Genomic DNA, 15164 nt, shown 5'->3' on the forward strand with positions numbered 1-15164 from the left:
GCCCCAATGTGGCCTTCGGTGCGTCAGACGCACCGAAGGCCGCCTTGGGTGCGTCTGACGCAACCAAGGCCACATTGGGGCGCTCCGGGACCTGCTCAAGGATCAGGTGCGCGTTGGTGCCGCTCATGCCGAACGAGGACACCCCGGCTCGGCGCGGGCCGTCGGAGAGCCACGGGCGGGTTTCGGTGAGCAGGCTGACGTCGCCCGCGTCCCAGTCGACGTGCGGCGACGGAACTTCGGCGTGCAGCGTCTTGGGCAGCAGGCCGTGCCGGATGGCCTGGACCATCTTGATCACGCCGCCGACGCCGGAGGCCGCCTGCGCGTGCCCGACGTTCGACTTGAACGAGCCCAGGTACACCGGCCGGCCTTCGAGCCGCTCGCGGCCGTAGGTGGCGATGATGGCCTGCGCCTCGATCGGGTCGCCCAGCTTGGTGCCGGTGCCGTGCGCCTCGACGACGTCCACTTCGGACGGGGTCAGCCGCGCGTTGGCCAGCGCCCGCCGGATCACGCGCTGCTGCGACGGCCCGTTCGGGGCGGTGAGGCCGTTGGACGCGCCGTCGGAGTTGATCGCGGAGCCCTTGATCACCGCGAGCACGCGGTGGCCGTTGCGCTCGGCGTCGGAAAGCCGCTCGAGGAGCAGCATCCCGGCGCCCTCGGCCCAGCTCGCGCCGTCGGCGTCGGCCGAGAAGGGCTTGCTGCGCCCGTCCGCGGCGAGGGCCCGCTGGCGGCTGAACTCCACCAGCGACACCGGGGTGGACATCACGGTCACGCCGCCCGCGAGCGCCAGCGTGCAGTCGCTTTCCCGCAGGGACTGGCAGGCCCAGTGGATCGCCACCAGCGACGACGAGCACGCGGTGTCGATCGAGACCGCGGGCCCCTCCAGGCCGAAGGTGTAGGCGACGCGGCCGGAAAGCACGCTCGGCGAGTTGCCGGTGCCGAGGAAGCCTTCGAAGCTGTCGGTCGCGGCGCCGAGGAGGCCGCCGTAGTCCTGGTAGGTGATGCCGGCGAAGACGCCGGTGCGGCTGCCGCGCAGCGTGGCCGGGTCGATCCCGGCGCGTTCCATCGACTCCCAGGACACCTCCAGCAGCAGGCGGTGCTGCGGGTCCATCGAGACGGCCTCGCGCGGGCTGATCCCGAAGAAGCCGGGGTCGAACGCGCTCGCGTCGTGCAGGAACCCGCCCTCGCGGGCGTAGCAGGTGCCCGGCGCGTCGGGGTCGGTGTCGTAGAGCGCCTCGAGGTCCCAGCCGCGGTCGGTGGGGAACGGCGAAATCGCGTCGCCGCCCTCGGCGACCAGCCGCCAGAGGCCGTCGGGGTCGGCGATGCCGCCGGGGTAGCGGCACGCCATGCCGACGATCGCGATCGGCTCGTCGACCCGGGTGACGACCTCGGTGTGCTCTTCTTCTTCGCCGAACAGCTCGGCGTGCAGCGCCTTCGCCAGCGCGACCGGGGTCGGGTGGTCGAAGACGGAGGTCGCGGGCAGCCGCAGGCCGGTCGCGGTGTTCAGCGCGTTGCGCAGCTGGACGGCGGTCAGCGAGTCGACCCCCAGTTCCTTGAACGCCCGGTCGGCGCCCACCGCCTCGGGCCCGGCGTGGCCGAGGACCAGCGCGGCTTCGGTGCGGACGATCTCGAGCAGCGCCCGGTGCCGGTCGGTTTCGGGCACCCGGGCCAGCTTCTGGTGCAGCGCGTTGCCCGCGTCGGCCACCTGGGCGACCACCCGGCGGGTCTTGACCGGCTCCTTCGCCGAGGCCTTCTCGACGGTGCGGAGCGCGCCTCTCGTGCCCAGCAGGTCGAACGTCTCACCGGGGCGGCAGGCCAGCGCGCTGTGCGCGACGGCTTCGAGCACCGCGGTCTGCGCCGCGACCAGTCCCTCGCCGCCGGCAGTGGTCAGCACCACGACGTGGACGTCCAGCTCGGCGAGGTTGAGGGCGATGTCCGCGCGGTCGCGCAGGTCGGCGGCGCCCTCGGCGAGTCCGATGTGGACGGCCGTGGTCACGTCCGGGACGTCCCGGAGCGCTCGCGCCAGTTCGTACCGGTCGGCGGGGTCGCAGGCGATGAAGTCGGCTTCCCCCACGGGTTCCGCGCCGAGCACGACGAGCCGCTGGACGCCCCGGTCCTCGACGAGGTGCCGCGCGACGGCGGCGCCCAGTTCGCCGGACGCGCCGGTGAGCAGGACGGTTCCCTCGGGTTTCCAGGCGTCCGGCGTGACCGCGGTGGGCCGGGGCTCGTAGCCGGCGCCGTCGCGGATCGCGAGCCGATCCGCGGCAGGCTCGACGGCGGCACCGTCGACGAGGGCGAACCGGCCGGGGTGCTGCGCCAGCACCGGCTCCACGGCGCCCCAGACGGCGGCTTCCACCACGTCCGGCACCTCGTCGGCGGACACGGCGACCGCGCCCCGGGTGACGAAGATCAGCCGCGACCCGGCGAACCGCGGGTCGGCCAGCCAGGCCGTGACCAGCGCCAACGCCCGTTGCGCCGAAGCCCAGACGGCCCAGGTGAGGTCCTCGGTGTCCTCGGGACGGCAGGACGCGAACACGACCTCGGGCACCTCGCCCGCGGCCGCCAGTTCGGCGAACTCCTGGTAGGTGGGCAGGTCACCGAGCCCGAGCCCGGAGAGGTCCCCGATCGCCGCGGCCGGTCGTGCGTGGGAAACAGGGTTGGAACCCTGTTTCCCCCTCACGACCCACTCGACGCGGTGATGCGTGGCGGCGGGCGCCGGCCGGGTCATCGGGCGCAGGACCACCGACTCGGCCACGACCACGACCTGGCCGGCCGGGTCGGCCAAGGTCAGCTCGACCGCGCTGCCGACCGGGCGCAGGCGGACCTGCAGCCCGGTCGCGCCGGTCGCGTGCAGGCTCACACCCGACCAGGAGAACGGCAGGAGGCCGTCGCCCGGCAGGTCGGCGAAGGCCAGCGCGTGCAAGGCCGCGTCCAGCAACGCCGGGTGCACTCCCCAGCCGTCGGCGGAAGTCCCCGCCGGCAGGGCGACCTCGGCATACACCGAGTCGCCCGAGCGATACGCCGCCCGCAGGCCCTGGAACGTCGGCCCGTAAGCGAACCCGGCCGCCGCACGCTGGGTGTAGAAGTCCTCGATCGGCAGCGCACCCGCGGGCGGCCAGTCCGTCAAATTGTCCGAAGTGGACAGACCGGTGGCCAGGAAGCCGGTCGCGTGGCGCACCCAGCTCTCGGCGCGGGTGTAGATGCCGAACGCGCGCCGTCCGGCGCCGTCCGGGGCCTCGACGCGGACCTGCACCGGCACGCCGCCGCGCTCGGGCAGGCCCAGCGGGGCCTCCAGGACCAGCTCTTCGACCTGGTCGCAGCCGGCCTCGTCGGCCGCGCGCAGCGCCAGCTCCACGAACCCCGCGCCGGGGAACAGGATCTCGCCGTCGACGCGGTGCTCGGCCAGCCACGGCGAAGCCTCGGCCGACAGCAGCCCGGTCAGCACGACGCCGTCGGTACCGGCCAGCTCCACGGCCGCGGAAAGCAGGCCGTGCCCGGCGCCGGACTGCCCGAGCGACGCGGGGTCGCCGTCGACGTCCGGGACCTCCAGCCAGTACCGCTCGCGCTGGAACGCGTAGGTGGGCAGCTCCACCCGCACGCCGTCGCGCAGCACCCGGGCCCACTCCATCCCGCCGCCGCCGACCTGCAACGCGGCGAGCGCGGACAGCAGCGTGCGGACTTCGGGGCGGTCGGCGCGCAGCACCGGCTCGGCGACCACGTCGGTGTCCGAGCACTCGGCGACCATCGCGGAGAGCACACCCGCCGGGCCCAGTTCGAGGAACCGGGTGACTCCGCGCCCGGCCAGCGCGCGGACGCCGTCGGCGAACCGGACGGTGGCGCGGACCTGCCGGACCCAGTACTCCGGGTCGCCCAGCTCGGCCGCCGACGCGAGCGCGCCGGTGACGTTCGACAGCACCGGCACGGCCGGCTCGTGGTAGGTCAGCCCGGTCGCGACGGCGCGGAACGCGGCGAGCATGCCGTCCATCCGGGCCGAGTGGAACGCGTGGCTCACCTTCAGGCGCCGGGTCTTCACCCCACGCTCGGCGAACACGCCGGCCACCGCGAGCACGGCGTCCTCATCGCCGGAGAGCACGACCGACGACGGCCCGTTGACCGCGGCCAGCGACACACGGTCGGTGAGCAGCGGCGTGACCTCGTCTTCGGTGGCCGCGACGGCCACCATCGCGCCGCCCTCGGGAAGAGCCTGCATCAGACGCGCGCGGGCGGCCACGAGCGTGCACGCGTCCTCGAGGGACAGCACCCCGGCGACGTGCGCGGCGGCCAGTTCGCCGATGGAGTGGCCGCCGACGAAGTCCGGTCGCACCCCCCAGTCTTCGAGCAGCCGGTACAGCGCCACCTCGACCGCGAACAGCGCGGGCTGGGTGTACTCGGTCCGGTCCAGCAGCTCGCCGTGCTCGATGACGCCGCGCAGCGGCCGGTCCAGCTCGATGTCGAAGTGCGCGCACACCGCGTCGAACGCCGCGGCGAACACCGGGAACTCGCGGTACAGCTCGCGACCCATGCCCATCCGCTGCGCGCCCTGCCCGGTGAACAGGAACGCCGTGCGGCCGGGGGCCGCCGTCCCGCGCACCACCGCGGCGGACTTGGTGCCCTCCGCGAGTGCGGCGAGCCCGGCCCGCAGTCCGGCGGCGTCGCCGGCCAGCACGACGGCGCGGTGCTCGAACGCCGAGCGGGTGGTCGCCAGGGACCAGGCCAGGTCGGCCGGGTCGGTCTCCGGGAGCTCGAGCAGCCGCGCGGCCTGCGCCCGCAGCGCCGCCTCCGACCGGCCGGACAGCGCCAGCGGGACGAGCCCGGTGCGCCGCGGCCGCGGCAGCTCGGGTTCGGCCGCGGGCGCCTCTTCGACGATGACGTGCGCGTTGGTGCCGCTGACCCCGAACGCGGACACCCCGGCGCGGCGCGGACGGTCGTCGGCCGGCCACGGCATCGCTTCGGTCAGCAACGACACGCTGCCCGCCGTCCAGTCCACTTCGGACGAAGGCCGCTCCGCGTGCAGGGTCTTCGGCAGCAACCCGCTTCGGAGGGCGAGCACCATCTTGATCACCCCGGCGACCCCGGCCGCGGCCTGGGTGTGCCCGAGGTTGGACTTCAGCGAGCCGAGCCACAGCGGGTGCTCACGGTCGCGGCCGTAGGTGGCCAGCAGGGCGTGCGCCTCGATCGGGTCGCCGAGCCGGGTACCGGTGCCGTGCCCCTCGACGGCGTCCACGTCGGACGGGGCGAGACCGGCGTCGGCGAGCGCCGCCCGGATCACCCGCTGCTGGGACGGGCCGTTCGGGGCGGTCAGGCCGTTGGACGCGCCGTCGGAGTTCACCGCGGAACCCCGCACGACGGCGAGCACGGTGTGGCCGAGCCGCTGGGCGTCGGAAAGCCGTTCCAGCACGAGCATGCCGACGCCTTCGGACCAGCCGGTGCCGTCGGCGCCGTCGGCGAACGCCTTGCAGCGGCCGTCCGGCGCGAGGCCGCGCTGCCGGCTGAACTCGACGAACGCGGCCGGGTTGGCCATCACGGCGACGCCGCCGGCCAGCGCCAGCGAGCACTCGCCCGAGCGCAGCGACCGGGCGGCGAGGTGCAGCGCGACCAGCGAGGACGAGCACGCGGTGTCCAGCGTGACGGCCGGGCCTTCGACGCCGAGGTGGTAGGCGATCCGGCCGGAAAGGACACTGCCGGCGTTGCCGGTGAGCAGGTGCCCGCCGAGGCCTTCGGGGGCCTCGCGCAGGCCGGCGGCGTAGCCCGAGACGCCCGCGCCGACGAACACGCCGGACTGGCTCCCGGCCAGGGACCGCGGGTCGATCCCGGCGCGTTCCAGGGCCTCCCAGGAACTTTCGAGCAGCAGCCGCTGCTGCGGGTCGGTCGCCAGCGCCTCGCGCGGGCTCATCTCGAAGAACGCGGCGTCGAACTCGCCGGCGCCGGTCAGGAAGCCGCCGTCGCGGGAGTAGCTCTTGCCTTCGGCGTCGGGGTCGGGGTCGTAAAGGCCCTCGACGTCCCAGCCGCGGTCCTCGGGCCACGCCGAAATGGCGTCGCCGCCGTCGGCCAGCAGCCGCCACAGCTCCTCCGGCGACGTGATCCCGCCGGGCAGGCGGCAGCTCATGCCGACGATCGCGATGGGCTCGTCGGCGTCTGCCGCGCGCCGCACCGGGACAGCGGCGGCCTCGGTGCCGAACAGCTCACCGGCCAGGAAGTCCGCGAGCACGACCGCGGACGGGTGGTCGAAGACGAGCGTCGAAGGCAGCTTGAGCCCGGTGACCGCGCTCAGGCGGTTGCGCAGCTCGACGGCGGTCAGGGAGTCGAAGCCCAGGTCGCGGAAGGGCCGGTCCACCACGACGGACGCCGGATCGGCGTGCCCGAGGGCGGCGGCGGCTTCGCGCTGGACGAGGTCCAGCAGTTCGTCGGCGGACAGGTCCTGGCGCCGGGTTTCCTCGACCGGGACGTCCAGGGCGGCGCGCACCTCGGGCAGGTCGCCGAGCAGCGCGCTCGGGCGGACCGAGGTGAAGCCGGGCGCGAACCGCGCCCAGTCGACGTCGGCGACGGTGACGGCGGTGTCGCCCGCGTCGAGGGCCTGCCGCAGCGCGGTGATCGCCAGCTGCGGGTCCAGGGGCCGGAGGCCGCGGCGGCGCAGGTGGTCCTCCGCGCCCTCGTCGGCCAGCATGCCGCCACCCGCCCACGGACCCCAGGCCACCGACGTCGCGGCCAGCCCGGCCGTGCGGCGACGGCGGGCGAGGCCGTCGAGGTAGGCGTTCGCGGCCGCGTAGGCGCTCTGGCCGCCGCTGCCCCAGACGCCCGCGATGGAGGAGAACAGCACGAACGCGTCGAGCTCGCGGTCGCCGAGGACGGCGTCCAGGTTCTCGGCGCCGGCCAGCTTCGCGGCGGTGAACCCGGCGAACTCGGCCACGCCGAGCCCGGACAGCGGCGCGGACTGGGCGACCCCGGCGGCGTGCACGACGGCCCGCAGCCCGTCGATGCCCTCGACCAGCACGGCGACGGCTTCGCGATCAGTGACGTCGCAGGCCGCGATCGTCACGGTGACCCCGAGCGCGGTCAGTTCGTCGCGCAGTTCGGGCGCGCCGGCGGCGTCGAGGCCCCGGCGGCTGGTCAGCACGAGGTGGTCGGCCCCGGTGCGGGCCAGCCAGCGGGCGACCTCGGCGCCGAGCGCCCCGGTCCCGCCGGTGATCAGCACGGTGCCGCGCGGCCGCCACGACGGCCCGGACGTGGTGGCAGGGGCACGTTCGAGGCGCGCGGCGAAGACGGCGGAGTCGCGGACGGCGACCTGGTCTTCGGTGCCGCCGAGCACACTCGCCAGCCGGGCGACCGCGCGGTCGTCGAGGGTGGCGGGCACATCCACGAGCCCGCCCCAGCGGTCGGCGTGTTCGACGGCGGCGGTGCGGCCGAAGCCCCAGAACGCCGCCTGCGTCGCGCTGCGGACCGCGTCGGTGCGGCCGACGGAGACCGCGCCCGAGGTCGCGCACCACAGCGGCGCGGTGATCCCCGCGTCGCCGAGCACCCGCACGAGGCGGACGGTCTCGGCGAGCCCGGCGGAGATCGCGGGGGCGTCCGGTGCGGGCCGCTCGTCGAGAGCCAGCAACGACAGCACACCGGCGAAGTCACCGGCGATGCCGGGCAGGTCGGTGACGCGCACCGGGACGCAGTCGAGACCGGAGGTCAGCGCCACGAGGGCATCCGGCTCGACGCCACGCTCCGGGAGCACCAGCAGCCAGGTGCCGGGCTTTCCTTCGGCCGGCGTCAGCGGACGCCAGTTCACCGCGTAGCGCCATTTGTCCACAGTAGACAGATCCGCGCGGTTCCCGTGCCACCGCGCGAGCAGCGGCAGGGTGGTCTCGAGGCCGGACAGCTCGGCCTCGGCGACGTCCAGCGTCGAGGCCAGCGCGGACAGGTCCGCGCTCTCGACCGCGGCCCAGAACTCGCCGTCGACGACGTTCACCGGAGCGGCGCCGGCTTCGGGCGTGCGCGGCCAGAAGCGTTCGCGCTGGAAGGGGTAGGTCGGCAGCACGACGAACGACGCCGGCCGCAGGATCGCGGCCCAGTCCGGGGTGTGCCCGGAGACGTGGAGGGCGGCCAGCGCGGCGAGCAGCGTCCGCTCCTCGGGCCGGTCCTTCCGCAGCGTCGCCGTCGCGGGCAGGACCTCCTGCGCCAGCGCGGCGAGGACCCCGTCCGGGCCCAGCTCGACGGACCCGGTGACGCCCAGTCCGCTCAGCGCGGCGACGGCGTCGGCGAACCGCACCGGCTCGCGGACCTGGCGCACCCAGTACACCGGCGTCAGGATCTCGTCCCCGGCCAGGCGACCGGACACAGTGGACACCAAGGGGATCTTCGGGGCGTGGAAGGTCAAGCCGTCGGCGACGGCCGCGAACGCGTCCAGCATCGGGTCCATCAGCGCGGAGTGGAACGCGTGCGACACCGTGAGCCGCCGGACCTTCCGGCCCAGCCCGGCGAAGTGCTCCTCGACCGCGGCGACCGCGTCCGCGTCACCGGACACGACGATCGCTTGGGGACCGTTGATCGCCGCGAAACCCGCGCCGTCACCCAGCACGGCGGCGACCTCGTCCTCGGTGGCCTGCACGGCCAGCATCGCGCCTCCCGCGGGAAGCGCCTGCATCAGGCTCGCCCGGGCCGCCACCAGCTTGCAGGCGTCCTCGAGGGACAGCACCCCGGCGACGTGCGCCGCGGCCAGCTCGCCGATCGAGTGGCCGGCGACGTAGTCCGGCCGGACGCCCCACGACTCCAGCAAGCGGAACAGCGCCACCTCGACCGCGAACAACGCGGGCTGGGTGTACCCGGTTTCGTCGAGCGCCGGCGCGTCGCCGAAGACGACGTCGCGCAACGGCCGGTCCAGCTCCGCGTCCATCAGCGCGCAGACCGCGTCGAACGCGTCCGCGAACACGGGGAACCGCTCGTACAGCTCCGCGCCCATGCCGGCGCGCTGGGAACCCTGGCCGGAGAACAGGAACGCCATCTTCCCGGCGTTCTGCGTGCCCTGGACGAGGTTCGCCGCCGGGCCGCCGGCCGCGAGGGCCTCCAGCCCGGCCGCCAGCTCGGCGAAGTCCGCGCCGAGCACGACGGCCCGGTGCTCGAAGGCGGCGCGTCCGGCCAGGCCGGCGGCCACGTCGGCGACGTCGGTGTCCCGCAGCCGCAGCAGGTCCCGCGCGGCGTCCCGCAGGGCGCCTTCGGATCGCCCGGACACGACCCACGGAACCCAGCGCCCCAATGTGGCCTTCGGTGCGTCTGACGCACCCAATGTGGCCTTCGGTGCATTGAATGATACTGCGGTGCGGAGCGCCTCCGTTGAGGGTGGCGGTGGGGACATGGGAGGAGCAACCAAGGCCACATTGGGGCGCTCTGGTGACTGCTCGAGGATGACGTGGGCGTTCGTGCCGCTGACGCCGAACGAGGACACGCCCGCGCGGCGCGGTCCGCCGTGGTCCGGCCAGGGGTGCGCCTCGGTCAGCAGCGCGACCGCACCACTGTCCCAGTCGATGTGCCGCGACGGCTGGTCGACGTGCAGCGTCTTCGGCAGCAGGCCATGGCCGAGCGAGAGGACCATCTTGATGATCCCGGCGACGCCCGCCGCCGCCTGCGTGTGCCCGATGTTGGACTTCAGCGAACCCAGCCACAGCGGCTGGTCGCGGTCGCGGCCGTACGTCGCCAGCAGCGCCTGGGCCTCGATCGGGTCACCCAGCGTCGTGCCGGTCCCGTGCGCCTCGACAGCGTCCACGTCGGACGGTTTCAAACCGGCGTTCGCCAGTGCCGCCCGGATCACCCGCTGCTGCGAAGGACCGTTCGGGGCGGTGAGGCCGTTCGACGCGCCGTCCTGGTTCACCGCGGAACCGCGCACCAGCGCCAGCACCGGGTGCCCGTTGCGGCGGGCGTCCGAAAGCCGCTCGACGAGGATGAGGCCGACGCCCTCGCCCCAGCCCGTGCCGTCCGCGCCGTCGGCGAACGCCTTGCACCGGCCGTCTTCGGCCAGGCCGCCCTGCTTGCTGAACTCCAGGAACGCGCCCGGCGTCGTCATCACGGTCACGCCGCCGACCAGCGCCATCGAGGACTCGCCCGAGCGCAGCGACTGCGCGGCCCAGTGCAGCGCCACCAGCGACGACGAGCACGCGGTGTCCACCGTGACCGCGGGACCTTCCAGGCCCAGCACGTAGGAGATCCGCCCGGAAACGACCGATCCGGCGTTCCCGGTGCCGGCGTGGCCGTCCGAGCTGCCTTCACCGGACTCGCGCAGCAACGCCGCGTAATCCTGGCCGTTGGTGCCGATGTAGACGCCGACCGGGGCGCCGCGCAGCGACGACGGGTCGATGCCCGCGCGCTCGAACGTCTCCCACGAAGTCTCGAGCAGCAGCCGCTGCTGCGGGTCCATGGCGAGGGCCTCGCGCGGCGAGATCCCGAAGAAGCCGGCGTCGAAGTCGGCCACGCCGTCGAGGAAGCCGCCGTGGCGCGTGTAGCTGGTGCCTTCGTGGTCGCGGTCGGGGTGGTACAGGTCGGCCAGGGGCCAGCCGCGGTCCTCGGGGAAAGTGCCGACGGCGTCGCGGCCGCCCGCCAGGAGGTCCCACAGGTCTTCGGGCGACCGCACGCCGCCGGGCAGGCGGCAGGCCATCGACACGATGGCGAGCGGCTCGCCCTCGACGGCCGCGGCAGACCGCGGCACGACCGGGGCCGCAACCGAACCGGCCAGCTCCTCGCGCAGGTGGGTCGCGACGGCGACCGGGGTCGGGTAGTCGAACACCAGCGTCGCGGGCAGCGCGCGCCCGGTCGCGGCGCCGAGGCCGTTGCGCAGCTCGACGGCGGTCAGCGAGTCGACGCCGAGGTCCTTGAACGCCCGCTCGGGCTCGACCGACTCCGGCCCGGGGTAGGCGAGCACGGCCGCGGCCTGGGTGCGGACGACGTCGAGCAGCAGCGCCTGCTGGTCCTCGGTGGACAGTCCGGCCAGCCGCGTGACCAGCGGCTCTTCTCCGGGGACGCGCATCGCGTCCCGCGCCTCGGGCAGGTCGCCGAGCAGTGGGCTGGGACGCGTGGTGGTGAACCCGGGCACGAACTTCGCCCAGTCGACGTCGGCGACGATGGGGTTCGCCTCCCCGCCGGCGATGGCACGGCGCAGCGCGGCGACGGCCAGGCGCGGGGCCATCGGCGGCACCCCGCCCCGGCGCATCCGGTCGGCGACCAGGTCGTCGGCCGCCATGCCGCTGCCGCCCCACGGGCCCCAGGCCACGGAGGTGGCGGGCAGCCCGGCGGCGCGGCGCTGCTCGGCCAGGGCGTCGAGCCCGGCGTTCGCCGCGGCGTAGGCAGCCTGCCCGACCGCGCCGAGACTACCCGCGAACGACGAGAACAGCACGAACGCGGACAGGGATCGGTCCCGGGTCAGTTCGTCGAGGTGCCGGGCGGCGTCGAGCTTGGGCCGGAAAACGGTACCGAGCTGCTCGGCGGTGACGCCGTCGAGCACGGCGTCGTCGAGGACGCCGGCGGTGTGGACGACGGCGTCGAGTTCAGGCAGTTCGTGGAGGAGCCCGGCCACGGCGTCACGATCGGCGACGTCGCAGGCGACGACGGTGACCCGGGTGCCGAGCGCGGTCAGCTCGTCTCGCAACGCTGTCGCGCCCGGGGCGTCGAGACCGCGGCGGCCGGCCAGGACGAGGTGCCCGGCTCCAGCTTCGGCGAGCGTGCGGGCGACGACCGCGCCCAGCGCGCCGGTGCCGCCGGTGATCAGCACGGTCCCGCCGGGCGACCACGGTTCGGCGGCCGGGCCGGTGGCCCGCTTCAGCCGGCGGGCGAAGACGCCGGACGCACGCAGCGCGACCTGGTCCTCGGCCGAGGTCAGGACGGCGGTAAGCCGGTCGAGGGCGCGGTCGTCCAGCTCGGCGGGCAGGTCGACCAGACCGCCCCAGCGCTGCGGGTACTCCAGCGCGGCGACCCGGCCGAGACCCCACAGCGGTGCCTGGCCGGCCGCGCTCAGCGGGTCGGCCTGCCCGGTGGAGACGGCGCCCTGGGTGGCGATCCAGAGCGGTGCGGCCGCACCGCGGACCAGCTCGATGGTGCGCAGCGAGGTCGTGGTGACGGACGCTTCGGTGTCCAAGGCCAGCAGCGAAAGCAGTCCGTCCACATCGGAGTGCTCGGGCAGCCGATCGAGGGTGACGGGAACGAATCCGCGGCCCACCAGAGCGTCGAGCACCGGCGACGTGAACTCCTCGGCCGGGACGACCGCCAGCCAGGTGCCCGAAAGCGATTTCGACGCCGGCGACACCGGCGTCCAGCCGATCCCGTACCGCCAAGCGTCCACAATGGATTTTTCCTGGCGCTTCGCGCGATAGGCCGACAGCGCGGGGAGGAGGTCCCCGGCCGCGCCCTCGGGCAGGTTCAGCACCTCGGCGAGGGTGCCGGCCTCGACGGCGGACCAGAACTCGTCGTCCCCGGTTCCGGTGGGGGCCGCGGGCTCCAGCCAGTAGCGCTGCCGCTGGAAGCGGTACGTCGGCAGGTCGACGCGCCGGCCGCCGGCCAGCACGGCCGACCAGTCGGGTCCGTGGCCGGCCACGTGCATCCGGGCGAGCCCGGTCAGCGCGGCCGGTGCTTCCGGCCGGTCCCGGCGCAGGAGCGCGGCCACGGCCGCGTCGCCGGGCAGGCAGTCCTGGGCGAGGGCGGCCAGCGCGCCGTCAGGACCGAGTTCCAGGAAGCCGGTCACCCCGGCCTCGCTCAGCCAGCCGAGGCCGTCGGCGAACCGCACGGCCTCGCGGACGTGCGAAACCCAGTACTCGGGCGAGGTCAGCCGGTCGGCGAGGGTGCCGGTGACGTTGGAGACGACCGCGATCTTCGGCGGGTGGAAGGTGAGCCCGTCGAGGACCTGGCGGAACTCGTCGAGCATCCCGTCCATGCGGGCGGAGTGGAACGCGTGCGAGACGTCGAGGCGCTTGGTCTTGCGGCCGAGCCCGGCGAAGCGCTCCGCCGCGGCCAGCACGACGTCCTCGTCCCCGGAGAGCACGAGCGACGACGGCCCGTTGACCGCCGCGATGGACAGCCCGTCGACCAGCTCGACTTCGGCCTCGGTCGCCTGCACGGCGACCATCGCGCCTCCATCCATGCCCCCGCCGCCACCCTCAACGGAGTCGCTCCGCGACGCTGTCCCGACAGCCGGCAGCGCCTGCATCAGCCGGCCGCGAGCGGCGACGAGCGTGCACGCGTCGGCCAGCGAAAGGACCCCGGCCAGGTGCGCGGCGACCAGCTCGCCGATCGAGTGGCCCAGCAGGTAGTCCGGGGTGTAGCCCCACGACTCGGCCAATCGGTACAACGCGACTTCGACCGCGAACAGGGCGGGCTGGGTGTACGCGGTCTCGTCGAGACGCTCGCCCGAGGCGATCACCGTCCGCAGTGGACGATCGAGGTGGCGGTCGAACTCCGCGCACACCTCGTCGAAGGCGGCGGCGAACACCGGGAACCGCGCGGACAGCTCGCCGCCCATGCCGGCCCGCTGCGAACCCTGGCCGGTGAACAGGAAGGCCAGCTTCCCCGGCCGGATCGTGCCGCGCACCAGTCCCGGCGCGACGCCGTCCGCGGCGAGGGCGTCGAGACCTCGCAACAGCTCGTCACGGCTGTCGGCCAGGACGACCGCGCGGTCGTCCAGGGCCGCCCGGCCGGTGCCCAGCGACCAGGCAAGGTCGGTCAGGTTTTCCTGCTCCGCAACGGACCGGAGGCTCGCGACCTGCTCGCGCAGGGCGGCCGTGCCGCGCGCGGACACCAGGAACGGCCACGGTCCGGCCGAAGCCGGGACTTCTTCGGTCGCTTCGGCCGCGGGCGGTTCGGCGAGGAGTACGTGGGCGTTGGTGCCGCTGACGCCGAACGCGGACACGCCGGCGCGGCGGGGCGCGTCGCGCTCCGGCCAGGGCACCGGCTCGCCCAGCAGCTCGACCGACCCGGCCGCCCAGTCCACGTGGGACGACGGCTCGTCCAGGTGCAGGGTGTGCGGCAGGTGCCCGTGCCGCAGGGCCAGGACCATCTTGATCACGCCGGCGACGCCGGAGGCGGCCTGGGTGTGCCCGATGTTGGACTTCACCGCGCCGACCCGCAGCGGCCGGTCCGCCGGGCGGTTCTGCCCGTAGGTGGCCAGCAGCGCCTGGGCCTCGATCGGGTCGCCGAGCGTGGTGCCGGTGCCGTGGGCCTCGACGACGTCGACGTCGGCGGGCGAGAGCCCGGCGGCGGCCAGGGCCGCGCGGATCACCCGCTGCTGGGACGGGCCGTTCGGGGCGGTCAGGCCGTTGGACGCGCCGTCGGAGTTGACGGCCGAGCCCTCGACCACGGCGAGTACGGGGTGGTTGCGGCGCCGCGCTTCGGACAGGCGCTCGAGCAGCAGCAGGCCGACGCCCTCGCCCCAGCCGGTGCCGTCGGCGGCTTCGGCGAAGGGCTTGCAGCGGCCATCACCGGAGAGTCCGCCCTGGCGGGCGAACTCCAGGAAGACGGCCGGGGTCGACATGATCGTCGCGCCGCCGGCCAAGGCCAGGGAGCACTCCCGCTTGCGCAGTGCCTGGCAGGCGAGGTGCAGCGCGACCAGCGCCGACGAGCACGCCGTGTCGACGGTGACCGCGGGCCCTTCCAGGCCGTAGCTGTAGGCGAGCCGTCCGGACAGGACGCTGCCGGCGTTGCCGGTGAGCAGGTGCCCGGCGACCTCGCCGGTCTCGCTGCCCAGGCCGTACCCGGACGGCGTGGAGCCGACGAAGACCCCGGCGGACGTGCCGGTCAGGGAGCCGGGGTCGATCCCGGCGCGTTCGAAGACCTCCCACGACACTTCGAGCAGCAGCCGCTGCTGGGGGTCGGTGGCCAGGGCTTCCCGCGGGCTGATCCCGAAGAACGCCGGGTCGAACGTCGTGGCGGTGTCGATGAACCCGCCAGTGCGCGCGTAGTCGCCGTCGGTGGTGTCCCAGCCGCGGTCGACCGGGAACGCCGACATGGCGTCGGTCCCGCCGTCGACCAGGTCCCAAAGCTCCTCCGGGGAGGTCACGCCGCCCGGGAACCGGCAGCCCATCGCCACGATCGCGATGGGCTCCCGCTCCCCCTCCTCCAGTTCCTGGAGGCGTTGCCGGGTCTCGGCAAGGTCGGTCGTGACCCACTTCAGGTAGTCCCGGAGCTTGTCCTCGTTCACCAGCGCCCTCGCC

Annotated in this window: 1 protein-coding gene; it reads right to left on the reverse strand. The window is 74.7% G+C overall.

Annotated elements, in window-relative coordinates:
- The coding region (locus tag ACZ4TR_RS16230) for a type I polyketide synthase (RefSeq protein WP_465288120.1) at positions 1-15154 on the reverse strand (15154 nt) is incomplete at its 3' end.
- Positions 15155-15164 lie beyond the last annotated feature (10 nt).

The organism is Amycolatopsis sp. NPDC028719 (genome assembly GCF_055565395.1).